Source organism: Streptomyces sp. NPDC000594 (assembly GCF_040299965.1).
Classification (GTDB): Bacteria; Actinomycetota; Actinomycetes; order Streptomycetales; family Streptomycetaceae; genus Streptomyces.
Genome location: NZ_JBEPCY010000016.1, coordinates 114,950 through 140,731 on the forward strand (window position 1 = coordinate 114,950; position 25,782 = coordinate 140,731).

The following is a 25,782-nucleotide window of genomic DNA, read 5'->3' on the forward strand; positions in this document are numbered from 1 at the left end:
CCCGCCACCATGGATTCCGAGGAGTTCCGCCCCACCCACGTCGTCCCGCACGGCGGGGCGTCGGCCTGGGAGGCGCCCGACACCTCCCGGCCGACCGCCCCGCTGGACGCCCTGCTGCCGGTACGGCTGATCGAACGGCGCGGCGACTGGGGCCGGATCCTCTGCGCCAACGGCTGGTCGGCCTGGGTGGACGCCCGTCTCCTGGTCGCGGTGGCCGTGCCGCCCCCGGCCGCCGGTCAACCCGCCGCCCGGACCGCCGACCCCCGCCCGCTGCTCGCCCGCGCCGCCGGGGCGCTGGAGCGGTACCGGGAGGCGGTGGACGATCTGATGGAGGGCCGCATCGACGGGGAGAGCTTCGGGCAGCGGATGCGGGGGGTACGGGTGGGGGCGGTGGTGGACGGCGGGGCGATGTGGCTGTACGAGGCGGAGCACGAGCGCTGGGTGCACGCGGACGGGGCAGGGATGAGCACCTTCGCGGTGGTGGACCCGCCGGCCGCCGGGGACGGGACTCCCGGGACTCCCCCGATGCCGGTCGCGGCCCCCGGGACGGTTCCGGCGACGGGGGCGGGAACAGGCGCGGATACGGGTACGGGGGCGAGTGCCGGTGCGGGTGCGGGCACGGGTGCTGGTACGGGGGTGAGTGCGGGCGTGGGTGCCCCCTCCGGCGCACCGCCCACGGCCGCCTCCGTACCCCCGGCCGTCCCCACCGCACCGGCACCCGCACCGGCACCCGCCGCCCCGGCCCCCGTACCCGCGCCGCCCCCGACCGCCGTGGCCGTGCCCCCGCCCGCCGACACCCCCCGGCCGCCCTCGGGCGACCCCGGCGGCGGCGCTTCCGCTCCCTATGGGCAGGGCGCGCAGGGCGGGCACGGCGGGGATCTCACCCTCCCGGCCGACGGCGGCCCCCCGGCCCCACCCCCGGGGCCGACGGCGGCGCCGACCGTGGGGCCGGATGCCACCCTTCTCGTACCCCCGCGTCCCGTACCCCCGCGTGAACTCCCCGACGACACCGGGGAACGGCGGCGGGCGGACGTCGAGGACGGGGAGCAGCGGCGGGAGCGGGGGACCCGATGACGACCGCCGCCCATGACGAGGGGCTCCCGGGCGGGCGGCCCGCCGACCTCATCGGACGGCGGATCGCCGGATACCGCGTCGAGGCCGAGATCGGGCGCGGCGGTATGGCCGTGGTCTACCGCGCCCTCGATCTGCGGCTGGACCGGACCGTCGCGCTCAAGCTGCTCGCCCCCGAACTCGCCCGCAACGACACCTTCCGCAAGCGTTTCACCCATGAGTCCCGGGTCGCCGCCGCCATCGACCATCCGCATATCGTGCCGGTCTTCGAGGCGGGCGAGACCGAGGGGCTGCTCTATATCGCCATGCGCTACGTACCGGGTCAGGATCTGCGGGCGCTGCTCAACCGCCGGGGTCCGCTGCCCATGGCGCAGGCGGGCCGGATCGCCGCCCAGGTCGCCTCCGCGCTGGACGCCGCCCATGCCCACGATCTGGTCCACCGGGATGTGAAGCCGGGCAACATCCTGGTGGCGGAGGGCACCGACAGCGACCATCCCGAGCATGTGTATCTCACCGACTTCGGGCTGACGAAGAAGTCGCTGTCGCTGACGGGGTTCACCACCGTCGGACAGTTCGTGGGCACCCTCGACTATGTGGCGCCGGAGCAGATCTCGGGGCAGCCGGTGGACGGCCGGTGCGATGTCTACGGCTTCGCCTGTGTCGTCTACGAGACCCTGACGGGGGCGCCGCCGTTCGAGCGGGACGACGACATGGCCCTGCTCTGGGCCCACCAGTTCGACGCGCCGCCCGCGCTGAGCACCGTACGGCCCGATCTGCCCACGGCGGTGGACGCGGTGCTGGCGAAGGCGCTCGCCAAGGCGCCGGAGGACCGGTACGACACCTGCGGGCACTTCGTCACGGCGCTGCGGGAGGCGGCGGACGGGGGCCCGGCGCCCGCCCCGGTGCCGGTGCCCGTGCCGGCCGGCGGTACGGTTCCGGGCGGCGGTATGGTCCCGGGCGGTACGGGCGTGGGGACGACGGGTCCGCCGCCCGAGGTGCCCGACTGGGCGCGGCCGGTGGTCATCGGGCCCTGAGCCCTCGTCCGCCGGGCCGTGATGTCACAGGGGCGGGCCATGGCGTCGCCCGTGGCGCCGTCGTCGCAGGGGGCCGGCCAGCGCGCCGCCCAGCAGACCGGTGGCCAGGCCCCAGAGCGCGGCGAGCCCCAGCGCGGACCAGATCCTGGGCCGCAGCGACACCTCGCCGGAGAGCCCGCCGCCGAGGTCGCCGAGCCCGAACAGGGAGAGGGCGAACCGGGCGTCCACCCGCCCGGTCAGACAGATCGCCAGCACGGTGAGGACCAGGGCCACCGCCATCCGCAAGGGGTGGTGCCACAGGGGGAGACCGGGATCCGAGCGGACCGCCATGACGACGGCGGCGCCGAGCAGCAGTACGGCCGCCGCGACCAGCAGCCACCAGACCCGGCCGTCGTACTCGGAGAGGGTGGAGAGATTGACCGTACCGCCGCCGGGGGCACGGACGGCGGAGTCGAGCACCCGGGGCATCGGCAGTCCGAACGGGCCGTCGGCCCGGCCGTCCCAGGTGGCGCCCATGCCGAGGGTGAGGGCGAGCCAGACGAGGTTGGGCAGGCCGAGCAGCAGGACGGCGAAGGTCTCGGCGGGGCGGCCCCGGGTGGCCGCGACGACGATCCCGGCGACCAGTCCGGCCGCCACACAGCCCAGCAGGAGCAGCAGCATCGTGGAGGCGGCCGGGCGTACGGGGTCGCGCAGCCGCAGCAGCCGGGCGGGGAGCGGGGCTCCCCGGTCGACGGCGAGGGCCAGCAGCAGGACGCCCGCCAGCCAGACCAGTCCGATGAGGACGGTCAGGGGGACATCGGCGCGGAAGGCGGCGGTCGGGGTGGCGCCGAGGAGTTCACTGATGTCGCCCACGGTGCCGCCGGGGGTGACGGTGAAGGTGCGGCGGGCGAAGGCGGCGACCAGGACCAGGAGGACGGCCCAGAGCAGGGCGATCCGGGCGGCCCAGCCGGCGAGTTCCCGGGGTTCGGCGACGGCACGGTGGCGCAGGGGGCGCAGAAAGCCCCAGGCGACGGCGAGGGCCCCGGCGAGGGTGACGGAGAGCGGCAGGAAGGAGAGTTCGCCCTGGGTGTCGGCGAGCGGTCCGGCGTCCCCGGAGACGGTGAGGGGGCCGCCGACGGCGAGGACGACGGTGGCGGCGACCACCCGGGGGTAGGCGCCGCCGGGGAGGTCGCCGGCGCCCGCCGCCCAGGTGCCGAGGGCGGCGGTGACGATCAGGGCCGCCGCTCCGGCGGCGACGGCCACCAGCGCCTGGGGCCAGCCGTGCGGGGCCCGTGCGGTGGGGTCGTGGCCGTATCCATGGCTGTGATCACGGCCGGGGGCGGGCTGCTGGCTCACGCTGTCACGCTAGACAGAGGTGGGCCGGGGCGCCCGCCGGGCGGGGCCGTCCGCGCGGGAGGACGTCCGGCAGAGGCTCCCGCCGAGGCTCCCGGGGATGGGTCAGAAGTTCCGGCAGGAGTTCCGGCAAGGCTCCGGCAGGGCTCCGGAATGGGTGTATCCACTTGCGTCCCCGGGCCGCGCGGGGCAGACAATGACCACAGACACGCCCGGCCATGCACTGACATTTCCGGAATACGCGTGGAGAGAGCTGTGCCGCTCTCGTCGTCCCGTGGGAGGAAGAGCCCATGCCCGCCGAGCCTCCGTCGTCCGAGCGCCCCACCGGCCCCCCGTCCGGGCCCCTCGCCGGTGGCACCCAGGACGGGTCCATACCGCCCCCGCCGCCACCCCCGCCGCAGGACGGCTCCGGGGCCGCCGCCCCAGGACCCGAGCGGGGCGGTGGCGGCCCCTGGTGGCGCTCGGTCCCCAAGGTCGCGGCGCTGGCCGCCGCCGTGGTGGTGGCCGTGGTGCTGATCGTGGTCCTGACCCGGCCCGGCGGCGGCAGCGCCCGACCGGAGCTGTTCCTCCAGGCCGCCTCCTCCGAGGGCCCCCATCCGTTCACCCCGTCGACCGCGCGGGAGGAGGGGGCCGGGACCGCCACCGGCGCGCCGCGCACCGAACCCCAGAACAGCGACCGCACCCAGGGCATATCCGGGTCGACGGCGGGTCTCTACGGGGGGACGATGAACGTCGCCGGGTGCGATGTGGAGCGCCAGATCAGCTATCTGGCCGAGAACCCGGCGAAGAACCGGGCGTTCGCCTCGGTGGTGGGGGTGCAGCCCGGCGCGGTGCCGGACTATCTGCGGGCGCTCACCCCCGTACTGCTGCGACTGGACACCCGGGTCACCAACCACGGGTACGAGAACGGGTCGGCGACGACCTATCAGGCGGTGCTCCAGGCCGGCACGGCGGTGCTGATCAACGACCTGGGGGTGCCCCGGGTCCGCTGCGCCTGCGGCAATCCGCTCACCGACCCCGAGGTGCAGAAGGGCGAAACCCGGACCACCGGTGACAGCTGGCCGGCGTACAACCCGGCGCGGGTGGTCTTCGTGGAGCCCGCCCCGGCGCCGGTGAAGGAGTTCGTCCTCTTCGACCAGAGCGACAAGGGCTGGTTCGCGCGGCCCGTGGGCCACACCGGTGAGACCGACCGCCCCGCGCCCGCCCCGAAGGAGAAGGCCGTGGTGGCCTGTCCCTCGCCCTATCCGGCGGGCAGCACCTGTCTGGACACGGTACCCACGCCCACCCCCGCGAAGCCGCCGGAGACGACGGCGCCCGGGACGACGGAACCGGGGACCACGGAACCGGGGACGACCGCGCCTCCCGAGACGCCCAGGACCCCCGAAACGCCGGCGACACCCGAGAACCCCGGGGGGACCACCCCCGCACCCGAGTCGCCCCGGACGCCCGAGCAGCCGCCGTCACCGGAGTCGCCCGCCGCCCCGCAGACGCCCGAGCAGCCGGGGTACCCCCCGGCGACCGAGCAGCCGCAGGGGTCACCGGGGGGCGACACCACCGCCGGACCCGCCCCGCAGAGCGGGCCCGCGAGCGCTCCTGTCCCCTAGGTCGTGTCTTCAAAGTCCCGTCTGCCGGCCGCTCCCTGATCCGGTGATGGCCCGTACGGTCAGCCCAGTTCGAGCGAGGTGACGCCGAAGACGCGCTCGGCCCGTACCTCGGGGGCGGGCCCGGTGTACATCCGGGTGGTCGGGAACTGGGCCACCAGGCCCCGCTCCTCGGCGAGCGCGGCGGCGGCCGTCTGGGGTTCGGGCATGTCGACGGCGACCTCCTCCTCGTCGCCGAGGTGCGCGGTGAGGCTGTCGAAGAGGGCCTCGGCGTCGGCACGGGTGTCGGCGAAGAGCGGGCCGATCCGGTGGCCGTCCTGGCTGGGGCGGATCGCCCCGTACCCGGTGATCCGGCCCTCGTCCAGCCGGACAAACGCCCGGTGGCCCGGGGCGGTCAGCCAGCGGCCGAGGAAGGCCGGGCGGTCGGCGGGGAAGCAGTGGCGGTCATAGGCGGCGATGGCGGCCAGCTGCTCCCCGGTCACGGGGACGGTGCCCGGGCCGGGCCGCCCGGTGCGGCGGGGGCGGCCCGCCCAGCGGACCGTGCCATGGACGGAGACAAAGCCCGACCGCCGGTAGGTGGCCTCCTGGGCGGGGACGGCGTCCAGGCCGACCAGCCGGTCACCGGCGTGCGGGAAGGCGGCCCGCCAGGTGGCGAGGCCCAGGCCCCGGCCGCGCTCCTCGGGGACGACCAGATAGAAGCCGAGGAAGGCGTACCGGTCGCCGTAGTTGACGACGGAGACGGCGGAGACCGGGCGGCCGTCGATCCGGCCCAGGAAGAAGCCGCCGGGGTCGGTGGGGTGGAAGGCGGCAACATCCCCGGTGCCCGGGTTCCAGCCCTCCCCGACGCACCACTCGGCCACCAGGTTCCATTCCTCCAGGGAGGCGGGGGCGACGGTGAGTCCGGTCGCCTGCTGCGTGAGGGGGTTGTTCATCGGTAGGGGTGTCCTCTCAGCTCTGCGGATATCGGGTGGGACGGACAGCGGGTGGGTAGGGCGGGCGGACGGACGGGGTCAGACCAGGTCCATGGCGGCCACCTCGTCGGGGCTGCCGTAGCTGACCGGGCCCTGGAAGCGGCGGCGCGCGGTGGCGAACCACCAGGCGGTGGCGATGGCGAGCACCGCGCCCAGCGCTATGGGCGCGTAGTTGAAGGTGGTGGGGGTGATGGGGGAGGCGTGCGGCAGCATGAAGAGCACACTGCTGACCGCGATCCAGACGACGGCGGTCAGGGCGACGGGGACGCCCCAGCGCCCCAGGTGCCAGGGGCCCGGCCGGAAGTCGTCGCCGAGGCGCAGCCGGAGCAGGATCGGGGCGCCGTAGGCGAGATAGAGGCCCACGACATTGACGCTGACGATCGCCGTGAACGCCGTGTGCGACCACCAGGCGGGAGTGATCAGCACCAGGGAGCAGCCGGCCGCCAGCCAGACGGCTTTGACGGGGGTGCGGGTTCGGGGGGAGACCGAATGCCAGAGCCTTGATCCGGGCATGGCGCCGTCCCGTGCGAAGGCGAAGATCTGCCGGGTATTGCTGGTCATGTTGGCCAGTCCGCAGAAGAGCATGGCGCCGATCACGATGAGGAGCAGCAGCTTCGCGGCCCCGGTTCCCAGGGCGTCGATCAGAATCCGTACCGGGGGCGCGGAGGACTGGGCGGTGGCCGGGTAATCGCGTATCGCGTAGACCAGGGCGAGCATCAGGACGAGTCCGGTGACGGCGGACCAGGCGATGGCCCGCATGATGCCTTTGGGGGTGTTGACCGTGGCCCGTACCGTCTCCTCCGACATGTGGAAGCTGCCGTCGAAGCCGGTGAAGGTCCAGCTGGTCACCAGGAGCCCCAGCATCGCGGCGTAGAGCGCTTCGTCGAAGCCGGTGTCATTGACGAAATGGAAGGCGAACGACGGGGGTTGGTGGTGGGACGGGACCAGGGCCAGGCTGAGGACGATGACGGTCATGCCGATGAGCAGCCACCAGACGGAGATCCGGTTGAGGGTGGCGACGAGCTGCACGGTGTAGGTGTTGGCGAGCGCCTGGAGCAGCAGGATGGCCGTGGTGATGAGGACGGTGCGCTGGCCGGTGACGGTGTAGCCGGGCCACTGCATGACGATGAACGCCTGGATGAAGGTGGCGGCGGCGTATCCGGTGGCGGCGGTGCCGCCGATCTGGCCGACGAAGTTGAGCCAGCCGGTGTACCAGGACCAGGCGCCCCGGTGGCGGCGGGCGAGTTTCCCGGCGGAGAAGTAGAGGGCTCCGCTGGTGGGATAGGCGGAGGCGATCTCCCCCATCGCCGCGCCGACGAAGAGGACCATGAGGGAGACCCCGATCCAGCCGAACACCAGAATCGGGGGTCCGCCCGCTCCCATGCCGAATCCGAAGGCGGAGAAGATTCCGGAGATGATGTTGATGATGGTGAAGGAGATGGCGAAGTTGTCGAATCCCCGGAATCTCCGGGTGAGTTTCCTGGGATATCCCATCGCGTGCAGCGTGGCGTCGTCGTCGATGGTTGCCTCGGCACCGGCTCGATGACGTTTTCTCGGCCGCTGGACAGTTGTGCGCTCGGACACAACCGTCTCCTTTCCATTTCTGGCCTGCGGGGGGCGGCGGATTCAGCGGGTGGCGGGTACGGGCAGTCCGCAGGAGCGTCTGGCCTTGGTCAACTGTTCGTCGGGGGCGCCGAAGACGCTCCAGGGCATCCGGGCGGCGTAGGGGCCCATCGCGGTCAGCACCTCACGGGCCCGGCGCGGCTGCCCGCCCAGATGGAGGGCGTGGGCGAGATAGGAGAGGTCGAGGACCGGGGTGAAGCGGTAGTCCGCGACGGAGGGGAACCAGTGGAGGTAGCTCCCGGTCGCCGCCGAGACCCACTGGGGTCGGTGCCAGGCGCGGTAGGCGAGGAGCGAGCCGGGGTCGTACTCCTCGGCGAGGACGACGAAGGGCAGCAGCCGCAGGGCCGAGGTGACCGGGGCGCGGTGGGCGAGAAAGGTGACGACGTCCCAGCGGGCGCTGGCGGTGCCGCCGTGCCGGGTGAAGAAGCAGGCGACGAAGCGGTGGTGGGCCTCGCGGTTCCAGGGGTCGAGGCCGAGGGCCCGGGTGAGCAGCCGCCAGGGCCCGGGGGGCGCCGTGAGCAGGCCACGGGGGGCCGCGTCCAGGGGCCGGCTGATCGGGGCGAGGGCGAGCCGGGCGACCCAGGGGGTGGGGTCTTCGGGGAGATAGCGGGAGGCGCGTTCGCAGGCGGCCTCGGCGATATCGGCGAGCGCCCCCGTCCGGGGGTCGTCGGCGTCGGCGGAGCGGAGGGCGCGGACCATGGCCACGCGGGCCCATAAGAGCGCCGACTCGGGGCCGGGTTCCTCGCCCACCCACCGTTCGGCGAGATCGGAGTCGGCGGCCTCGGAGGCGAGCACCAGCGAGCGGTGGGCGCGCAGATCGTAGTCGCCGCGGGCCTCCCGGAGCACATCCCCGGCGCTGCGGTAGCGGCCCGCCCGGACATCGATGCACGCACGGGCGAGCCGGTGGTCGTCGGCCGCCGGGTGCCAGACGTACTGTCCGTCGAACGAACCAGCAGGCACGATCCCCTCCCCCGTTCCCCGGACGACACGACACCCTCCGGGGCTTTGACGCCAGACCGCATCAGGCCGGATCCTCGTGGATCACCGGCAGCGGGATCACACCCTACTCACGATCAAGTGAGAGAGAAAACACTCGTCCGAGTAACTGTTGAACGCTTAATTGGCCGCCGGCCGGGGAAGAGGCGTCAGGGTCTGGCATATGCCAATATCACCCTCGCTCCGGGGATTCCCCAGGCGGAATGGGACCCGCGTCACCCGTTCGCATGGACATACGAAACCCTGGGCCCGGAGACTCGTTGGGCGGGCATGACCAACGCACGACGCGCAACGCTCATCTCCTCGGTGTGCCTCACCGCCGCTGTCGCGGCCTGTCTGGTCCCGGGCTCGGCCAGCGCGCAATTCGCCCCTGACACGATCACCATCGCCCCGGCGGCCCAGCTCTCCCCGGACGGCACCCTCACCCTCAGCGGCACCTACCGCTGTTCGTCCCTGCGCTCGGGGCCGGTCCTCATCGGCGCCAAGGCGGTCCAGCACGACACCCGGGCCACGATCGACGGCGCCCGCGCCATCTGCGACGACCGGGTGCACACCTGGCGGGAGCGGGCGGAGGGCGAGGGGACCTTCCGCGCCGGGGCCGCCCACGGCGAGGCCGTACTGATCCATCTGGACTCCTCGCAGAGCTTTGTCCCGCTCCCGGTGATCCTCAACGCCGACGACCGGAATCTGACCGTACGCCAGGGCTGACACCCCCCGTTCCGGCCGTGCCCCCGCTCCGCCGAGGGAGGGCCGGGGGTACGCCGGAACGGGCTCAGTCCCAGCGGGAGGCGAGCAGCAGCGCGATGTCGTCGGCCCGGTCGGCCGCCGCGCGCGCCTCATGGATCAGCCGGTCGGCGACCTGGGCCAGCGAGAACATCCCGCCCGCGGCGAAGGCGGCGCGCAGCCGCTCCACCCCGATGTCGATATCGATCCCGGGCCGCTCCACCAGTCCGTCGGTGTAGAGGGCGAGCACCGCCCCGGACTCCAGCCGGAACTCGGTGACGGGGTAGTCCGCGCCCGCGTCGACGCCGAGGACGATCCCGCCCTCCAGCTCCAGCACCTCGGCCCCGCCGTCCGGGTGGCGCAGCAGCGGCTGCGGATGCCCGGCCCGTACCGCCCGGGTGATCCCGGTCGCCGGGTCGACGAGGATGTAGCAGCAGCTCGCGAACTGGCCGGGATCGAGGTCGATCAGCAGCCGGTTGGTGCCGCTCATCACCTCCTCGGGGGCGTGTCCGCTGAGCGCGAAGGCCCGTACCGCGCTGCGGAGCTGTCCCATGGTGGCGGCGGCGGAGACCCCGTGGCCCTGGACGTCGCCGATGACCAGGGCGACGCTGTCACCGGTCTCCACCACGTCGTACCAGTCCCCGCCGACCTCCATGCCCTGGGTGCCGGGCAGATAGCGGCCGACCGTCTCGGCGTTGCGCAGCTCGGGGAGGCGGTGGGGCAGCAGCGCGTCCTGGAGACCCCGGGCGAGGGCGGCCTCGCTGTCGTACCGCTGGGCCCGCTGCAGCGCCTGGGCGATCAGTCCGGCGAGGGCGGTGAGCACGGTCCGTTCCTCGGCGGTGAAGGCGCGGGCCCGGTCGAAGCCGATGATGCAGGAGCCCACCGGGCGGCCGGAGGCGATCAGCGGCAGAAAGGCCCGTGCGCCGACATGGGCGTCGAGCGGGATGCCGGGGTAGGCGGCGGCCAGCTGCTGCATCGACTCGAAGAAGAGCGGGCGGCCGAGGGTGAGGGTCTCGACGCCGGGCAGCCGGGCGTCGAGGGCGACCCCGTCGAACCGGTCCAGGAAGCCCTGCGGGAAGCCGGTCTCCCAGGCGAGGAAGAGATGCCGCTCGTGCAGCAGATAGATGGCGAGCGCGCCGCCGCCGAAGGCGGGCAGCAGCTCCTCGGTGACCACCCGGGAGACCTGGCGGGCGGTCACCGCCTCGGTGAGCGCGATGGCGAGGGCGACCGGGCGGTAGAAGGCGGACGCCTGTCCCTCGGCTCCTCCGCTCCGCTCCAGGGGGTCCCCGAGGAGGGCGGGGAAGGACCCGGCGGCGGCCGTCGCCGTCGTCGTCGCGGACAGCTCCCCGGGCAGCCCCGGTGGCGGCTCGTCGGCCGGCTCCGCCGCGCGCAGCAGGCTGACCGTCACTCCGTCGTGGCCGGGGTAGAGGGTGAGCGAGAGCCATTCCCCGTCGCTCTGGCGGGCGATGAAGGTGACCGGGGAGTGCGAGATCAGGGCGGCCCGGAAGTGGTCCTCGTACAGGGGCCGGCCGAGCCAGGGGAAGGCGTCCCAGAGCACCCGGCCGGCCAGCTCCGGGCGGCCCCGGCCGAGCAGGGTCTCGGCGCTGCTGTTGAGGTGGACGATCCGGCCGAGCCGATCCAGGGAGAGCACCCCGCGCGGCACCCGGTCGGTCAGTTCCGCGATGATCGGGGCGACCCCGAGGTCGAGGACGAAGCCGTCGAGCGGGGTCTCGGGCCGGCCGGTGGGAGGGCCGCCGCCGGAGAGTTCCACCAGATAGGGCCGGCCGTCGGGGCCGGGCAGCCGGATCCGGCGGGAGGCCGGGCGCCCCGAGTCGGCGGTCTGCCGGGCGAGCGCCCACAGGCCGAGCACATCCTCCCCGGCCAGCCCCTCCGTCAGGGCCGTGATGGTCCCTCCGAACTCCTCCCCGGGCGCCAGCCCGAGGATCGCCCGCATGCCGGTGTCGACGGTGACGGTGTCCCGGGTGAGGTCCCAGGTGAAGCAGCCGGTGCGCACCGGGGGCGTCATCGCCGCGGGCAGCTGCACCGCCAGGGGCTCGCCCTCCCACTCCACCGGGATGCCGCGCCGGTCGAGGCCGGACAGGGCGGCGCCGAGCCGGCGGGCCACGGAGTTGATGCGGTGCCGGTCCCCGTCCTCCACCTGCCGCCCCGGGGTGGCCCTGCGCAGCACCGCGAGCACGCCGAACCGCTCCCCGCCGCTGACCACGGGCACATACAGGGAGCCGAAGGGGAACGGCAGCCCGGCCATCAGCTGGGGGAAGCGGCGGATGGCGTCCTCGGCGTCGGCCAGATGGACGGCGCGGCCCAGGCGGTAGGCCTCGGCCACCGGGAAGGGGCGGTTCACATGCATGCGCCACCAGGGGCGGAACAGCCGCCCGGGGAGTCCGGCGAGGACGGCGAGGCGCAGCAGTCCCTCGGTGGAGGTACGGAGGTACACCCCGCCCGCGTATCCGCCGACGGCCTCGATCGCGCTCACGGACGCCTGCGAGATCACCAGGTCCAGCTCGTGGGGCGCGCGTCCGCCGCTCTCCGCTGCCCAGGGCGCCGCCCCGGGGTCCTGCCGCCCCCGTGGGGTGCGCCCGGTCACGCCGTACCAGGTCACACAGTCAGCATGCTCCAGCCGCCCCGTACCGCGCATCTCCTCCGGCTCCGGGAGGCACCGGGACAGGCCCCCGGGGCGGGGCGGTCAGAGGCCGAGCGCGCTCAGCCCCGGGTGGTCGTCGGGGCGGCGGCCGAGCGGCCAGTGGTAGCGGCGCTCCGACTCCGCGATGGGGGTGTCGTTGATGGAGGCGAAGCGGGTCCGCATCAGACCGGAGTCGTCGAACTCCCAGTTCTCGTTGCCGTAGGACCGGAACCAGGTGCCCGAGTCGTCGTGCCACTCATAGGCGAAACGGACCGCGATACGGCGCTCCTCGTACGCCCACACCTCCTTGATCAGGCGGTACTCCAGCTCGCGGGCCCACTTGCGGGTGAGAAAGGCGGTGATCTCCTCCCGGCCGGTGATCCATTCGGCACGATTGCGCCAGCGGGAGTCCTCGGAGTACGCGAGGGCGACCGTGCCGGGGGTACGGGTGTTCCAGGCGTCCTCGGCGAGCCGGGCCTTCTCGGCCGCCGTCTCCCGGGTGAAGGGAGGGACAGGGGGCTTGAGGTGCATGTGCTTCTCCACAACAGCGGACCCGGGGGCGGGCGGACGGCCCACCGGGCGAGAACGGTCGTTCTCCAGCGGGGGTGCCAGCATAGAGAGAACGATGGTTCTCATGCAAGTCGCCGCCGCCCGGGGCCATCGCCGCCGGGGACCGCCCCGCATCCGCCGACAGCGGCACGACAGCGGCACGGCGGTGCGCGGACACCGCGACCGTCCGGCATCCGAGACAACGGGGCACAGTCACCCCGGCACACCCGTACTCCCCCGTGCTCCTGGGCTATGTTGGCGACCGCGGCGGCAGGCCCCGCCCGCGGCAGGAGAAGGAGTGACACCGGTGCCATCCGACCAGCGGGCACGGGCCCAGGCGTCCGCGATCACACCGGGGCGGCCGTCCCCCGGAGCCGAACCCGCCCCCGCCGACCGGCTGTTCGCCCTCTTCGGCGACCGCCGGCTCTCCCCGGGACAGCGCCGTATCGCGCGGTACATCACCGACCACCTCACCGAGGCGGCCTTTCTCTCCATCACCGATCTCGCCGAACGGGTCGGGGTCAGCCAGCCGTCGGTGACCCGCTTCGCCGCCTCCGTGGGCTTCAGCGGCTACCCCGCACTGCGGGAGGCGCTCCAGCCGATCGCGCTCTCGGCGGCGGCACCCGCGCCGGAGACGGCGGGCTCGGCACACCGCAATGAACTCCAGTCGGCCGTCGACGCGGAGATCGAGAATCTGGAGGCGCTGCGGCGGACCTTCGCCGACACCGACCAGGTGCTCGACATCGGGCGGGAACTCGCCCGCTCGACCCCGCTGACCGTGCTGGGCCTGCGAATATCCGCGGCGCTCGCCGAGTACTTCGCCTACGCGGCCCGCCGCATCCACCCCGATGTCCGCACGGTCACCCGGGGCGGCAGCGTGGCCTATGACGCCCTGCTCCAGTCACGGGAGGCGGGCGGGAGCTGGGTGCTGACCTTCGCGATGCCCCGGCACGCCCGGGAGACCCTGGGCGCGATCCGCGCGGCCCGGTCGGCCGGACTGAAGGTGGCCCTGCTCACCGATATGGCGCTCGGCCCGCTGGCGGACGAGGCGGACGCGACCCTGACCGCGGCGACCGGGTCACGGCTGGTCTTCGACTCGTACGCCGCTCCCGGGGTGCTGTCGGCGGCCCTGCTCCAGGCGATGGCCGACGCCGATCCCCAGCGCACCCAGGCCCGCCTCGAGGACTACGAGCACGCGGCCGAGGAGCACGACTTCTTCCTGGCGGAGTGAGCCGCGAAGCGAGCCGCCGAGTGAGCCGGACCGGCGGGAGGGCCACCTGCCCGGGATCCCCCGGGGCACCCGGATTGACACATCTTCACCGTCGCACCGTCCGCATCGGGTTCACCCGCGACGTATGAAATTTTTCATACCCTTGCTTACTCGACGGTATATATGTTTACTGCTCCGTATCACCCGGCATCCGGGGAGGCGTCACCCCGGCCGCCCCTTCCGCCCCCTTCGCCACTCAGCACACACCCCGACCCTGCCCGCCGCACCCCTGCCGCACCGCCCCCGCGGCGGCGGCACCGCGGCCCGGCCGACGCCCTGACGGCGGCGGCCCATGGGACCGGAGTCCGGGGAAGGACGCCTCTCCTCATCGCGTCCCCACCACGGCGCTCCGCCCGAGCGGTTCGAGCCCCTGCGAACCGCTCACCACGGCGGCCCCGGCCTACCCCTGGGCCGGGGCCGCCGAAGACGACCGCTCAGACGCCGCCCGGGTCCCCGCCCGTCCCGCCGGCCCCATCGACCTCACGGGCCGCCTGGCCCGACAGCCGGTCGACGGTCTCGACGACAAAGGACTCCACAGCCGCCCGGTCCACCCCGGCCCGCGTCAGCACCCCCGTACCGGCCTCGTGCTCCAGCAGGGCGAGCAGCAGATGCTCGGTGCCGATGTAGTTGTGGCCGAGCCGGAGCGCCTGACGGTAGGTCAGCTCCAGCGCCTTGCGGGCCTCCGCGTCATAGGGGATCAGATCGGGCACCTCCTCCCCGGCGGGGGGCAGCGCGGCCACGGCCTCCTGCCGGACGGTGTCCAGCGGCACATCCTGGGCGAGGATCGCCCAGGCCCCCAGGGACTCGCGCTCCCCGAGCAGCCCGAGGACGAGATGGACCGGGGCCACGATCGCGTTGCCCGCCGCCCGGGCCTCGTTCTGCGCGGTGGCGACGGCGTTCTTGGCGCGCTCGGTGAAACGGCTGAACCCCTGGGACGGGTCGAGGTCCTGACCCCCGCCCTTGGGGACGAAGCGCTTCTGCGCCGCCTGCCGGGTGACACCCATACTGCGCCCGATCTCCGACCAGGACGCCCCGGAGCGGCGCGCCTGGTCCACGAAGTGACCGATCAGATGGTCGGACAGATCACCGAGGTGATCGGCGGCGACCACGGCGCCGGAGAGCTGGTCGAGAGCGTTGTCGTGAACCTTCTTGATGACCTCGATCAGATCGTCGAGGCGGACCGTCGCGGTTACCTGTACGGGATTCTCCATGCGTCAACCGTAAGTTGACAACCCAGGGGTGTCAACCGCGAGTTGACACTTTTCGGCCGTCCGTCCGTACCGGCCCGGCGGGGCCCACGGCGGGCGAACACACCACCCCTGGAGGGCTGCAAGGTTTCCGCAAGGGAGCGGCAAGCGTTCCTGCCAGCGGTGGGGGTGAGAAAGCGGTTGTCGGGCCGTTCGGCCATCCAGAGAACAGACCAACCGGGGGGCGCCATGTCGGCGTTGAGCAGCTATGGACCACACGTACCGGATCCCTTACCCGTCCCGTCCCCGCATCCCGCCCTGCCCCTGAACCCCATCCCGTCCCCGCAGCCCGTCCCGTCCCTGAATCCCGTCCAGCCCTCACAGCCCGTCCCGTCCCCGTACCCGGCGGCACCTTCCGCACAGCCCACACACGCCCTGCACCCGCAGCTCCAGAGCGAGGGACGGCAGTGGCTCACCCTCGCCGGGGGCAAACGCGTCCTGGCCGTCGTCCACACCGTTCCCTACGCGAAGCGGCTGCTGGAGGTCCTCTCCCTGCTGACGGCCGACTTCCGGGTCCAGGTGGTCTTCACCGCCCCTCCGCATGCCTTCGGCGACGGCGTACCGCGCTTCCTCGCCCGGCTGGGCAGCCCCGTACTCCCCTGGGACGAGGCGGTACGCACCCCCTTCGACCTGGCCCTGGCCGCCGGGCCGAGGGGAGTCGAGCAGCTGCGCGCACCCCTGATCACCCTGCCGCACGGGGCGAACTACCTGAAGCGCATCACCGGCACCGCCGGGGCCGGGGTGGCGGGGCTGCGCCCCGAGGACCTCGCGCCGGGCGGCCGGTTGCCCGCCGCGGTGGTCGTCCCGCACCACGCCGAACTGGCCGAACTGGGCCGCAGCTGCCCCGAGGCGCTGCCGCTGACCCATGTCGTCGGCGACCCGGTGCACGACCGGATCACGGCCAGTCTGCCGCTGCGTTCCGCCTACCGTGCGGCCCTCGGCGTCGAGGAGGGACAGAAGCTGGTGGTGGCGGTCTCCACCTGGGGACCGGCCTCCTCCTTCGGGCGCTTCGAAACCCTGCTGCCCCGGCTGATCGGGGAGTTGCCCCGGGACGAGTACCGGACGGCGGTCCTGGTCCACCCCAATGTGTGGTCCGGGCACGGCCCCTGGCAGATACGGGCCTGGCTGGGCCGGTGGACCGAGGGCGGGGTGGCGCTGCTGCCACCCGCCGCGGACTGGCGCGCGGTCCTCATCGCCGCCGACCGTCTCATCGGCGACCACGGCTCGGTCACCCTCTACGGGACGCTCACCGGCGCCCCGATGCTGCTCGCCGCCTCGCCCGCGCAGGAGATCAACCCGGCGTCCCCCGCCGCCGCGCTCGCCCTGACCGCCCCGGCGCTCTCCCCGGTGGAACCGCTCGCCGCCCAGCTGGAGTACGCGGCGGCCGAGTACCGGGCCGAGGAGTACGCGGCGATCAGCTCCCGCATCACCTCGGAGCCGGGGCGGTTCCACCGCAATATGCGGCGGCTGATGTACCGGCTGCTGGAGCTGGGCCAGCCGGCCCACGCACCCCTCCTGCCCCCGCTGCCGCCTCCGCCGCCCCTGGACTCCTGGGCGGCGCAGGGGTGGGAGGTCCCGGCATGACCGGCGCGAGGGCGCTGATCACGGTGGAACTGTTCGCCATGACGGCGGCGGCCGGACGGCGGACCGCCCCGGGGCGGAGGGCCTGCCCGCCCCCGGACGGGGAGCGGTATCTGCTGCGGGCGCGGGCCCGGGGTGTGCCCGGCTCGTATGTGCTGCGGATCCGGTCCGGCTCCGGACCGCATCCACCGCTTCCGCTTCCGGTCCCGAATCCGGTTCCGGTTCCGGTTCGGCCGGGGGTTCCGCTGGTGGCTCCTCCGGTGGCTGCTCTGCTGGACGAGCATCTCGCCGTGGACGCGGACCGCTGCCCGGACGGCTGGGCCCGGCAGTGCGCCGATGTGGTGCGCACGGTACGGCCCCGGCCACCCGGGGAGGCATTCGGCGTACTGACCGCCCTGTGGGCCGGGCACCCCGGCCGCGGACTGGCCGCGGTACCGCTCCTGGGCGGCGGCTGGGCGGTCCTGGCCACCGGCACGGGGCGGTTCACGGTGGGCCGGGGGCTGCGGGAGGACCCGGTGCGGTCCCTGCTCCCGTCCTGTCTGTACGGGTGGCTGGTCGCGGGCGGAGCGCCACCCGCACCGCGCCCGGCAGCCCCCGCGCGGTCCGGACAGGGGCCGGGGTACGAGGCCGCGCCAGGGCACGGGCCGGGGTACGGGTACGGGTCGGAGGCAGGGCCGGGGTCCGGGACCGGCCGGGGCCATCGGGGAGCCGCGCGTTCCCCGTACCCCTGACGGCCTTCCCGCCCCGGCACCGCCAACGGGGCCGGGGCGGGCGGCTCAGGGATGCTCCTGGGCCGGTGCGTCCGCGAGGCCCCCGGCGGTGAGCAGCCGCCGGGCGTCGTCGGGGCTGGTCTCCCGGTAGAGCGCGACCGCCTCGGTGTGATGGTCCCGGGCGGCGGAGAGGTCGCCGTCGTCCCGGGCGCTGTCGCCGAGCATTTCGAGGGTACGGGCCCGCCAGTGCCGGGCCCCGGAGGCGGTGAAGACCGCCAGCGCCTCACGCAGATCGGCGGCGCCCCGCTCCCGCTGTCCGGTCAGGACCCGGGCCCGCCCCAGGAAGGCGAGGGCGCGCGCCGCGTCGTGCGGGTCGTCCACCGCCACCATGGTGGCGTGGGCCCGCAGGAAGTACCCGGCCGCCCGGGCCGGGTCACCATCGGCGAGGGCCAGCTCGCCGAGGACCACCCGGGCGAGCGCGGTACCCCGGGGGTAGCCGCAGCGGTCCCATACGTCGATGGCCTCCGTCAGCCGCTCCACGGCGGGACCGGTGCGCCCGGCCTCGCGATGGCAGGCGCCCAGGCCCAGCAGCGCCTGTCCGGCGTCCCGGTCGTCACCCGCGGCGCGGGCCGCGCGCAGGGAGTCCTCGTACCAGCGCACGGCCGTGTCGCCGTGCCCGGCGGCGCTGAGGCCGATGGCGCCGGAGTTGAGCATCTGCCGCTCGGCGGCGCCATGCCCGTCCCGGCGGGCGGCCCGGCGACCGATCTCATGGGCGGCGAGCCACAGATCGTAGTAACGCAGCCGCAGGAAAAGCGGCCAGCAGGCGTCGACCAGCTGCCAGGCGGTGGCGTGCCAGCCGTGCTCCTCGGCGGCGCGCACGGCGGCCATCAGCCCGTCCCGCTGGGAGTCGAGCCAGTCGAGTGCCCCGGTGTCGTCGGTGAAGGGCACGGCGAGCCCCGACGGGGGCAGCGACGGAGTCCGTTCCAGGCCGTACTGGGCGGGGGTGAGCAGCCGCTGGGCCGCCGTCGCCGTCTCCAGGTACCACTCGCAGACCCGGCGCAGCCACAGCTCCCGGGTGGTGTCGTCGTCCTCGGCGCGGGCCAGGTCCTGGGCGTGCACCCGGACGAGGTCATGGAAGCGGCAGCTGTCCGGGCCGGTGTCCTCCACGAGATGGGCCTCGACCAGTTCGCCGAGGCGGCGTTCGGCCCAGGCCGGGCTCTCGCCGCAGGCGACGGCGGCGATCCGGGTGTCGAAGGCTCTCAGGGGCAGCGCGCCGAGCACCCGGTAGAGCAGGGCGGCGGGCGGGCTCAGTACGTCGTACGAGGCGTCGAGGGCCTTGCGCACGGTGTCCTCCCCTTCCACTTCCAGTGCGGTCAGCCGTTCCGAGTCGGGGGTGAGGGCGTCGGCGAGGGCCCGGACCGGCTGGCGGGGCCGGGAGGCGAGCCGGGCGGAGGCGAGGCAGACCGCCAGCGGGAGTCCGGCGCAGAGGGTGACCACCCGCTGGACGGCGGGGAGTTCGCTGTCCACCCGTTCGCTGCCGATGGCCCGTCGCAGCAGCTCTATGCCGTCGTCGGTGCCGAGGGCGTCGAGCCGGTGGAACTCGGCTCCCTCCAGCCGGAGTCCGGAGAGCATCCGGCGGCTGGTGACGGCGACCAGACAGCCGGGGCCGCCGGGGAGCAGTGGCCGGATCTGCGCCGCCGTGAAGGCGTTGTCCAGCATGACCACGATCCGGCGGTCGGCGGTGCTGGACCGCCACAGGGCGGTCAGCTCGGTGATGTCGGTGGGGACGGCGGAGGTGCCGAGGGCGCGCAGAAAGCGGCTCAGCACCTCCTCCCGGGTGGCGGGGGTGCCGGGGTGCTCGGGTTCGGTGTCGTCGGCGGGCACATGGCCCCGGAGGTCGGCGTAGAGCTGTCCGTCGGGGAAGTCCCCGGCGAGGCCGCGCAGCCATCGGGAGACCAGGGTGGTCTTGCCGATGCCGGCCGGACCGCTGACCACGATCAGTGGCCGGGCCCCGGCCCGCAGCGAGGTCAATTTCTCGATGTCGGGACGGCGGTCCACGAAGTGCGCTGGTACGGGGGGCAGTTGGCGCGGCACCGGCCGTGGAGCCGCCGGGGCGGGCGTGTGCAGATGGATCCCGCCGTGCACCGAGCCCGCCTGGACGGTGGGTCCGTGCAACTGGGCCGCGCCGCCGATGGTGTTGGCGGCCCCGGGGGCCGGGAGCGCCGCGCGCTCCGCCGGGACGCCGTCCACTGGGTCACCTCCCGGGGTGGTCCCGCCGGCGGCGGGGTCGTCCGGTCCCTCGGCGCGGGCATCCCTGGCCACCATCCATGAACCCCCTCAGTCCCCCTACGGGTTGCTTTCTTCCCTACCCTGATCGGAGCTGATCAAGACGTCCATAACGCCGCTCGCAAACTGAACGGATTCAAGCCAGTACGGTCCGTTGTCTGGTGACGTCCATCACCCCGTGCCATGCTCGCCGGGCAGCGAAGGGGAGCGGGGGTCCGGGCGGACCAGCGGAGGGCGCTGGTGTGGTGGAAATCCTCTTACTGGGACCCGTCGGACTGGTGTGCGACGGGGGCGGGGAAGGCTCCGGGAGCGCCGGTGGACGGCTCGAACTGGGGTCCGGCAAGGAGCGCGCCGTGCTGGCGGCGCTCGCACTGGAGAGCGGGCGACCGGTCTCCCTCGACACGCTCATCGCCCGGGTGTGGGACGACGATCCGCCGCGCAGCGCCCGGGGGAGTCTGCACTCCTATGTGTCCCGGCTGCGCGGCGATCTGACACTGGCGGCGGGCGCCTCCGGCGCGGCACCGGCGATCGTCCACCGGGCGGGCACCTATCGGCTGGAGATCGACCCGGCCCGGGTGGACTGGCACCGGTTCCGGCGGCTGGTGGAGACCTCCGAGGCGCAGGGCGACGACGCCCGGACGGTCGAGCTGCTCACCGACGCCGAACTGCTCTGGCGCGGCGAGGCGCTGGCGGGGCTGCCGGGCGTCTGGGCGGAGACCGAGCGCAGAACGCTCTCGGAACGGCGGATCACGGCGACGACGGCCCGGCTCGCCGCCCGGCTGCGGCTCGGCCACTTCGCCGACGCGGTGGGCGAGTTGTCGGCGCTGGCCGGCCGGCGGCCCGAGGACGAGGCGCTGCTGGGACAGCTGATGCTGGCGTACTACGGCTGCGGGCGGTACACGGAGGCGCTGCTGGTCCATCAGCGCGCCCGGCAGTGGCTGCGGAGCGAGTTCGGCGCGGTGCCGGGGCCCGAGCTGAACCGTCTCCACCGGGGGATTCTCGACCGGATCCCGCCCCAGGTGCTCGCCCGGGGCGGCGACCGCGCGCCGGGTGCGACGCCCTCGGCGCCGGGCCGCTCCCCGGCCCGGCGGCCCCCGATGAATCTGCCCCATCAGCCCCGGCTCGTCGGGCGCCGGACCGAGGTCCGGCGGCTGCTCGGGGTCGCCCTGGAACAGCCGGGCGGCGGCGCGGGCGCGGGGACCGTGATCACCCTGGAGACCGTGACGGGGATGCCGGGGGTGGGCAAGACCAATCTCGCCGTGCATATCGCCGGCCGGCTCGCCGAGGAGTATCCGGACGGTCAGCTCTATCTCGATCTGCGGGCCCACTCCCCCACCCAGGAGCCGCTGACCCCGGGGGCGGCGCTGGCGACCCTGCTCCGGCTGATCGGAGTGGCCACCGAGCTGATCCCGGTGGGGCTGGAGGAGCGCAGCGCGCTGTGGCGGACGATCCTCGCCGAGCGCCGGGCGGTCGTGGTGCTCGATGACGCGGCCGGTGCCGATCAGGTACGGCCGCTGCTGGCCGGGGGGTCGTCGGCGCTGATGGTGATCACCAGCAGACGGCATCTCAGCGGGCTGCCGCACGCGCTCTCGATCCCGCTGGACACCCTTCCGGCGGATGACGCGGTGGCGCTGTTCCGGAGCTTCGCGGGGACGGAGCGCACCGAGGACATCGCCCGGACCGCCTGGATCGTCGGGCTCTGCGGCTATCTTCCGCTCGCCATCGAACTGGTGGCCAACCGCTTCCGGGCGCGCACCTCCTGGACCCTGGAGACGCTGGGCGCGCGGCTGACCCGGTCCCCCGGGCGGCTGGCGGAGATCCGGGACGCCGACGGGAGCCTCAGCCGGGCGTTCGATCTCTCGTACCGCACCCTCACCGGACCCCAGCGGATGGCGTTCCGGAGGCTGGCCCTGCATCCGGGCGCCGATCTGACCGTGGAGGCGGCGGCGGCTCTGCTGGGTCTCCCCCGGGCGGATACGGAATATCTGCTGGAAGAACTGTGTGTCTGCCATTTACTCCAGGAACCCGAGCCGGAGCGATACCGGGCGCACGATCTTGTCGCCGAATACGCCCGCGCGCTGGGGGAGTCGGAGGATCCACCGGAGCTACGGGCGCGGGCGCTGCGGCGGTTGATCGATTTCTGGCTGCACACGGCCGCCCGGGCGGACCGTCTCGCGTATCCGCACCGGACACGTATCACCCTGCCGGACGATCTCTCCCCGCCGTCCATCGGATGGAGCGGCCCCGAGGCGGCGCAATCATGGTTCATGGCGGAGCGCGGCAATCTGCTGGCGATCATCCACCACGCCTGGAACAGCGGTGAACGGGAGAGCGCGGCCCGGCTGGCCTTTGTCGTCGCCGGATTCCTGGAGGCCCAGAACCACTGGCTGGATCTGGAGAGTCTGCTGGAGCAGGCCGTGGACCACTGGACCGGGACGGGGGACCAGCCGGCCCTCTGCCGGGCGCTGTTCACACTGAGCACCGCCCAGTTGCACGTCAGCCGGTATGCGGAGGCAGCCGCTCACGGTGAGCGCGCCCTGGATGTCGCCCGTGCGACGGGTGACGACGAGGCGGAGGGGGAGGCGCTGCGGACCCTGGGGGAGCTGCACTGCGCCACGGGTGATTACCGCACCGCGGTGGTACTGCTCCAGAAGAATTTCGCGATCACGGCGGTACGCGGAAGTGTGTGGCATCGCGCGAGGGCCCACAACAACCTCGCCATCGCCCTGCTCAAGCTGGGCGAGGTGGAACGCGCTCTGGAACATTTCCAGAAGGCTCTCTCCAAGTCCCATGAATCCGGTGACCGAGTATTCGTGGGAAAGGCCCTCAACAACATCGGGGACGCCCGACTGCAATCCAGGGAAATCGACGCTGCCTACGACTCCTATCGGGCGGCCGCCGATATTTTCGAGGCGATTGGGTACCGCTGGGGACTGGCCATCTCCCAGAGTAATCTGGCCGCCCTGCTCGTGGAATCCAATGACCCGGGAGCCGCGCTCTCTTTCTGCGGAACGGCCCTTCCGGAATTCCGGTCACTGGGTGACCGGGTCGGGGTCATGGAGACCTGTTCCCTGACGGGCCGGGCCCATCACGCCCTGGGGGAGAGCCACCGGGCCGTCCCCCTGCTGCGGGAGGCCGCCGAGATCGCCGCCGAGATCGGAGACACCCCGGAGGAGATCGGGGCCCTGCTCGGGCTGGCCGGGGCGGAACAGGCCCTGGGGCAGGCCGGGGCGGCGGTCCGGACCCTGGAGACGGCACTCGCCTCGGCGCTCCGGGCGGGTCTCACCGACGCGGAGACCCGGGTACGGGAGGCACTCTCGGCGGTCGCGCCCCGCCGCGCGGCGCGGCCGACGGAAGGCCCGGACGGGCTGCGGAGCCGCACAGCGGACGACGGTTGAATTCTCGCCCTCCCAGGGCTCCGCATTGGTCTATACATTTCCCTGTGACGAATGGGTCAATATACCCGTCAGCACCCTCGATTAACCGCCACTCTTTCGAGTGGTGTAGCGTCCTCGCCTAACCGCTGAACACAGCGTAAAACCAGCGCGAGAGGACAGCACACCTGTGACCCGAAAGTTTTTGGCGGCGATGACGATTCCGTTCGCCGTCATAGGTCTGGCCGTGGTATCTGCACCCATGGCCGCAGCGGCAGAACCGGCCTCCATCGTCCGCGTGGAGACGCATCGCTGCATTTTCATGTGAGCCTTTCCCGCACGGAATACCGGTCGGCCGACGGCCGACACCCCGGAGCCGGTCAGCCGGCCGGTTCCGGGGTCGCGGCGGGGCGGAACCACGCCGGGCCCTCGGTGAGTGCCTGCTGGATCCGGAAGCGGGAGAATTCCTTCAGCTCGGGCAGGGCGTCCAGCGCGAACCAGCCCACCTCCACCGACTCGTCGTCGTTGACCCGCGCCTCTCCCCCGGTGGCATGACAGCGGAAGCAGATGTCCATGTACTGACAGACGTCGCCATTGGGGTAGGTGACCGGCTTCGGCATCCCCTGCACCAGCACCACCCGCTCGGCGGTACACCGCACGGCCGTCTCCTCGTACACCTCGCGCACAGCGGTCAGCGCGGGCTCCTCACCCGGCTCGGCGATCCCGCCGATGATCGACCAGTCCCCGCTGTCGGCCCGCCGGACGAGGAGGACCCGGCCCTCCTCGTCGAAGACGACGGCGCTCACCCCGGGCAGCAGAAGCAGCTGATGGCCCGCCGTGGCCCGGATGTCGCGGATGAACTCAGGAGTCGCCATGGGCCCCAGCGTAGATCGTCCCCCGGGGCACCCGGCTCCGCGGGCATCCGTCGGGCATCCGTCAGGCATCCGCCTGCGGAGCGGCGGGGCGGGAGCGGCGGGACCGTATCGCGCCTGCGGCCACCGTGCCCAGACCCCCGGCGGCGATCAGCAGCAGCACGATCTCCGGCACCACGCCGAACCGGGTGGCCGGGGTCAGCGAGGAGCGCAGCGGCACCTCCGCGACCAGGACGTCCGGGGTGAACATCTCCGTCTTCTGGACGACCTTCCCATCCGGCATGATCACCGCGCTGACGCCGCTGGTGACCGGGACGACCACACTGCGGCTGTGCTCGACGGCCCGGACCCGGGACATGGCCAGCTGCTGATAGGTCATCTCGCTCCGCCCGAAGGTGGCGTTGTTGCTGGGCACGGAGATCAGCTGGGCGCCCTCGGTGACCGTGTCCCGGGCCATGTCGTCGAAGGCCGCCTCGTAGCAGGTGACCAGTCCGACCTTGGTGCCCGCCAGATCGAAGACACCGACCTTGTCACCGGGGCCGAAGTCCCGGCGGACCCGGTCCACATCGGAGCTGAAGAGCCGGACGACGGACCGCATCGGGATGTACTCGCCGAAGGGCTGCACATGCCGCTTGTCATAGGTGTTGACCGGACCGCGCTCGGGGTCCCACTCGATCAGGGTGTTGCGGAGCTTGCCCGTGTCGGGGCTGAGCACCGCGCCGACCACGGTCGGCACGCCGATCGCCGCCACCGCCTCATCGATCACCTCACGGGCGTCGGGGTTCCGATAGGGGTCGAGATCGGAGGAGTTCTCCGGCCAGAGAACGAAATCGGGCTTGGGGGTCCGACCCTCCTTCACCTCCGCCGCCAGCTCATGGGTGCGGCGGGCGTGGTTGTCGAGGACGGCCCGGCGCTGGGCGTTGAAGTCCAGCCCCAGACGGGGCACATTGCCCTGGACGGCGGCGACGGTGGCGGTGCCGTCCTCGGCGGAGTCGTCCACCAGGGGCAGCGCGGCGAGCGCGGCGGTGACCGGGAGGAAGAAGCTGAGCAGCCCGGCGGCGAGCGGGCCCCGGGGCAGCCGCCCGGTGCGGCGCAGCGCGAGGGCCGCCTCCACCGCCCCGTACAGCCCGAAGCCGCAGAGGACCACCGCGAAGCCGAGCACGGGGGTGCCGCCGACGGCGGCGAGCGGCAGGAACATCCCGTCGGCCTGGCCGAAGGCGATCTTGCCCCAGGGGAAGCCGCCGAAGGGGAACCGGGCGCGGGCCGCCTCGCCGAGGATCCAGACGGCGGCGGCCCACAGGGGCCATACCGGCAGCCGGGAGACGGCGGCGATACCGACCGCGGTGCCGGCGACGAAGAGCGCCGAGACGGCGGCGAGCGCTATCCACGGCACCGGGCCGACCTCTTCGCCGGTCCAGATCAGCAGCGGCAGCAGAAAGCCGAGCCCGGCGAGGTAGCCGAGGCCGAAGGCGGGCCGCAGGCGTCTGCCGCGCAGGGTCCAGGCGAGCAGGGCGAAGGCGGGCACCGCCAGCCACCACAGCGGCCGGGGCGGGAAGCTCAGGAAGAGCAGGACTCCCGAGAGCAGGGCGGCCCCGGGCCGGACCAGCCGCCGCAGCGGCGGAACGCGCTCGGCGGCTGCGGGCTCGGGGATGTCGACGGTGGCGATGGTGGTGCTCACGGGCCGGAGTCTACGGTGAGGGGGTATGCGGCCGTCGGTCCGGGCGGGAAGCTGTGGACAGGCGGGCGCCTGTGGACAACCCGCACACCGGAACGGGTGAAAAGGGGAAAGGACGGTGAGCCCACCCCGGCACCGCTGCTCCTCACACCTCCGGCACCGCTCCCCGCGCCGCGCACCGAGCGCGGGACACCGGGGGCACGCGGCACCGGAGCACGGAGGACCG

At 73.5% G+C, this 25,782-nt stretch carries 18 protein-coding genes; 8 read left to right on the forward strand and 10 right to left on the reverse strand.

Annotated features, from left to right (window positions below; all coding sequences use genetic code 11):
• The first annotated feature begins 9 nt into the window (after positions 1–9).
• Both ABT354_RS22425 and ABT354_RS22430 read left to right on the forward strand, forming a co-directional pair.
• On the forward strand, positions 10–1,074 hold the full coding sequence (locus tag ABT354_RS22425; protein ID WP_351496505.1) for a hypothetical protein: 1,065 nt from the start codon (positions 10–12) through the stop codon (positions 1,072–1,074).
• The gene (locus tag ABT354_RS22430) at positions 1,071–2,105 is read left to right on the forward strand and encodes a serine/threonine-protein kinase (protein WP_351496507.1); all 1,035 of its coding nucleotides are present in this window, start codon (positions 1,071–1,073) and stop codon (positions 2,103–2,105) included. Before ABT354_RS22425 ends, ABT354_RS22430 begins: the two co-directional genes overlap by 4 nt.
• Positions 2,106–2,129: 24 nt before the next feature.
• On the opposite strand, the gene ABT354_RS22435 is transcribed toward ABT354_RS22430, so the two are convergent.
• Positions 2,130–3,440, reverse strand: coding sequence for a streptophobe family protein (locus ABT354_RS22435; RefSeq protein ID WP_351496509.1), 1,311 nt, complete (start codon positions 3,438–3,440; stop codon positions 2,130–2,132).
• Between the two features lie 287 nt (positions 3,441–3,727).
• Here ABT354_RS22435 and ABT354_RS22440 point away from each other — a divergent pair, with 287 nt between their 5' ends.
• Complete coding sequence (locus tag ABT354_RS22440; RefSeq protein WP_351496511.1) at positions 3,728–5,041, forward strand: DUF6777 domain-containing protein; 1,314 nt, start codon at positions 3,728–3,730, stop codon at positions 5,039–5,041.
• 59 nt (positions 5,042–5,100) lie between these two features.
• Here the strand turns inward: ABT354_RS22440 and ABT354_RS22445 are convergent, their stop codons facing one another.
• The 3 genes from ABT354_RS22445 to ABT354_RS22455 all read right to left on the reverse strand — a co-directional run bounded on the left by ABT354_RS22445 (position 5,101) and on the right by ABT354_RS22455 (position 8,592).
• Positions 5,101–5,970, reverse strand: a complete 870-nt coding sequence (locus ABT354_RS22445) for a GNAT family N-acetyltransferase (RefSeq protein WP_351496513.1) — start codon at positions 5,968–5,970, stop codon at positions 5,101–5,103.
• Positions 5,971–6,048: 78 nt separating this feature from the next.
• Positions 6,049–7,503: an amino acid permease gene (locus ABT354_RS22450; protein ID WP_502983477.1), complete on the reverse strand. Its 1,455-nt coding sequence runs from the start codon at positions 7,501–7,503 to the stop codon at positions 6,049–6,051.
• Between the two features lie 132 nt (positions 7,504–7,635).
• Entirely contained in the window at positions 7,636–8,592 is a 957-nt protein-coding gene (locus ABT354_RS22455; RefSeq protein WP_351496517.1) for a hypothetical protein, read from the reverse strand.
• A 306-nt stretch (positions 8,593–8,898) separates the two neighbouring features.
• On the opposite strand from ABT354_RS22455, the gene ABT354_RS22460 reads away from it, so the two are divergent.
• Complete coding sequence (locus ABT354_RS22460; RefSeq protein WP_351496519.1) at positions 8,899–9,336, forward strand: DUF6299 family protein; 438 nt, start codon at positions 8,899–8,901, stop codon at positions 9,334–9,336.
• Positions 9,337–9,400: 64 nt separating this feature from the next.
• Here ABT354_RS22460 and ABT354_RS22465 read toward each other — a convergent pair whose 3' ends face one another.
• Together ABT354_RS22465 and ABT354_RS22470 are read right to left on the reverse strand one after the other, a co-directional pair.
• Positions 9,401–12,007 carry a SpoIIE family protein phosphatase gene (locus tag ABT354_RS22465; RefSeq protein WP_351496521.1) on the reverse strand — a complete coding sequence of 869 codons (2,607 nt, stop codon included), beginning with the start codon at positions 12,005–12,007 and terminating at the stop codon, positions 9,401–9,403.
• A 48-nt stretch (positions 12,008–12,055) separates the two neighbouring features.
• A complete protein-coding gene (locus tag ABT354_RS22470) occupies positions 12,056–12,523 on the reverse strand; it encodes a nuclear transport factor 2 family protein (RefSeq protein ID WP_351496601.1) in 468 nt (155 codons plus the stop codon).
• Positions 12,524–12,848: 325 nt separating this feature from the next.
• Here ABT354_RS22470 and ABT354_RS22475 point away from each other — a divergent pair, with 325 nt between their 5' ends.
• Positions 12,849–13,772, forward strand: coding sequence for a MurR/RpiR family transcriptional regulator (locus tag ABT354_RS22475; RefSeq protein ID WP_351496523.1), 924 nt, complete (start codon positions 12,849–12,851; stop codon positions 13,770–13,772).
• 473 nt (positions 13,773–14,245) lie between these two features.
• Here the strand turns inward: ABT354_RS22475 and ABT354_RS22480 are convergent, their stop codons facing one another.
• Complete coding sequence (locus ABT354_RS22480; RefSeq protein WP_351496526.1) at positions 14,246–15,022, reverse strand: Clp protease N-terminal domain-containing protein; 777 nt, start codon at positions 15,020–15,022, stop codon at positions 14,246–14,248.
• A gap of 225 nt (positions 15,023–15,247) precedes the next feature.
• On the opposite strand from ABT354_RS22480, the gene ABT354_RS22485 reads away from it, so the two are divergent.
• Both ABT354_RS22485 and ABT354_RS22490 read left to right on the forward strand, forming a co-directional pair.
• Positions 15,248–16,642, forward strand: a complete 1,395-nt coding sequence (locus tag ABT354_RS22485; RefSeq protein ID WP_351496528.1) for a hypothetical protein — start codon at positions 15,248–15,250, stop codon at positions 16,640–16,642.
• The gene (locus tag ABT354_RS22490) at positions 16,639–17,370 is read left to right on the forward strand and encodes a hypothetical protein (protein WP_351496530.1); all 732 of its coding nucleotides are present in this window, start codon (positions 16,639–16,641) and stop codon (positions 17,368–17,370) included. The genes ABT354_RS22485 and ABT354_RS22490 overlap by 4 nt, the downstream gene beginning before the upstream one ends.
• A gap of 45 nt (positions 17,371–17,415) precedes the next feature.
• Here the strand turns inward: ABT354_RS22490 and ABT354_RS22495 are convergent, their stop codons facing one another.
• The gene (locus ABT354_RS22495) at positions 17,416–19,674 is read right to left on the reverse strand and encodes an ATP-binding protein (RefSeq protein ID WP_351496532.1); all 2,259 of its coding nucleotides are present in this window, start codon (positions 19,672–19,674) and stop codon (positions 17,416–17,418) included.
• A 206-nt stretch (positions 19,675–19,880) separates the two neighbouring features.
• Here ABT354_RS22495 and ABT354_RS22500 point away from each other — a divergent pair, with 206 nt between their 5' ends.
• Positions 19,881–23,033 carry an AfsR/SARP family transcriptional regulator gene (locus tag ABT354_RS22500; RefSeq protein ID WP_351496534.1) on the forward strand — a complete coding sequence of 1,051 codons (3,153 nt, stop codon included), beginning with the start codon at positions 19,881–19,883 and terminating at the stop codon, positions 23,031–23,033.
• 356 nt (positions 23,034–23,389) lie between these two features.
• Here ABT354_RS22500 and ABT354_RS22505 read toward each other — a convergent pair whose 3' ends face one another.
• Entirely contained in the window at positions 23,390–23,884 is a 495-nt protein-coding gene (locus tag ABT354_RS22505; protein WP_351496536.1) for an NUDIX hydrolase, read from the reverse strand.
• 61 nt (positions 23,885–23,945) lie between these two features.
• Positions 23,946–25,559 carry an apolipoprotein N-acyltransferase gene (lnt, locus tag ABT354_RS22510; RefSeq protein ID WP_351496538.1) on the reverse strand — a complete coding sequence of 538 codons (1,614 nt, stop codon included), beginning with the start codon at positions 25,557–25,559 and terminating at the stop codon, positions 23,946–23,948.
• Between the last annotated feature and the right edge of the window lie 223 nt (positions 25,560–25,782).

Bases quoted from the DNA above. Each gene is read 5' to 3' on its own strand.
- ABT354_RS22425 (WP_351496505.1), top strand. From the start codon at position 10: ATGGATTCCGAGGAGTTCCGCCCCACCCACGTCGTCCCGCACGGCGGG.
- ABT354_RS22430 (WP_351496507.1), top strand. From the start codon at position 1,071: ATGACGACCGCCGCCCATGACGAGGGGCTCCCGGGCGGGCGGCCCGCC.
- ABT354_RS22440 (WP_351496511.1), top strand. From the start codon at position 3,728: ATGCCCGCCGAGCCTCCGTCGTCCGAGCGCCCCACCGGCCCCCCGTCC.
- ABT354_RS22445 (WP_351496513.1), bottom strand. From the start codon at position 5,970: ATGAACAACCCCCTCACGCAGCAGGCGACCGGACTCACCGTCGCCCCC.
- ABT354_RS22450 (WP_502983477.1), bottom strand. From the start codon at position 7,503: ATGGGATATCCCAGGAAACTCACCCGGAGATTCCGGGGATTCGACAAC.
- ABT354_RS22460 (WP_351496519.1), top strand. From the start codon at position 8,899: ATGACCAACGCACGACGCGCAACGCTCATCTCCTCGGTGTGCCTCACC.
- ABT354_RS22465 (WP_351496521.1), bottom strand. From the start codon at position 12,007: ATGCGCGGTACGGGGCGGCTGGAGCATGCTGACTGTGTGACCTGGTAC.
- ABT354_RS22470 (WP_351496601.1), bottom strand. From the start codon at position 12,523: ATGCACCTCAAGCCCCCTGTCCCTCCCTTCACCCGGGAGACGGCGGCC.
- ABT354_RS22480 (WP_351496526.1), bottom strand. From the start codon at position 15,022: ATGGAGAATCCCGTACAGGTAACCGCGACGGTCCGCCTCGACGATCTG.
- ABT354_RS22485 (WP_351496528.1), top strand. From the start codon at position 15,248: ATGTCGGCGTTGAGCAGCTATGGACCACACGTACCGGATCCCTTACCC.
- ABT354_RS22490 (WP_351496530.1), top strand. From the start codon at position 16,639: ATGACCGGCGCGAGGGCGCTGATCACGGTGGAACTGTTCGCCATGACG.
- ABT354_RS22495 (WP_351496532.1), bottom strand. From the start codon at position 19,674: ATGGTGGCCAGGGATGCCCGCGCCGAGGGACCGGACGACCCCGCCGCC.
- ABT354_RS22505 (WP_351496536.1), bottom strand. From the start codon at position 23,884: ATGGCGACTCCTGAGTTCATCCGCGACATCCGGGCCACGGCGGGCCAT.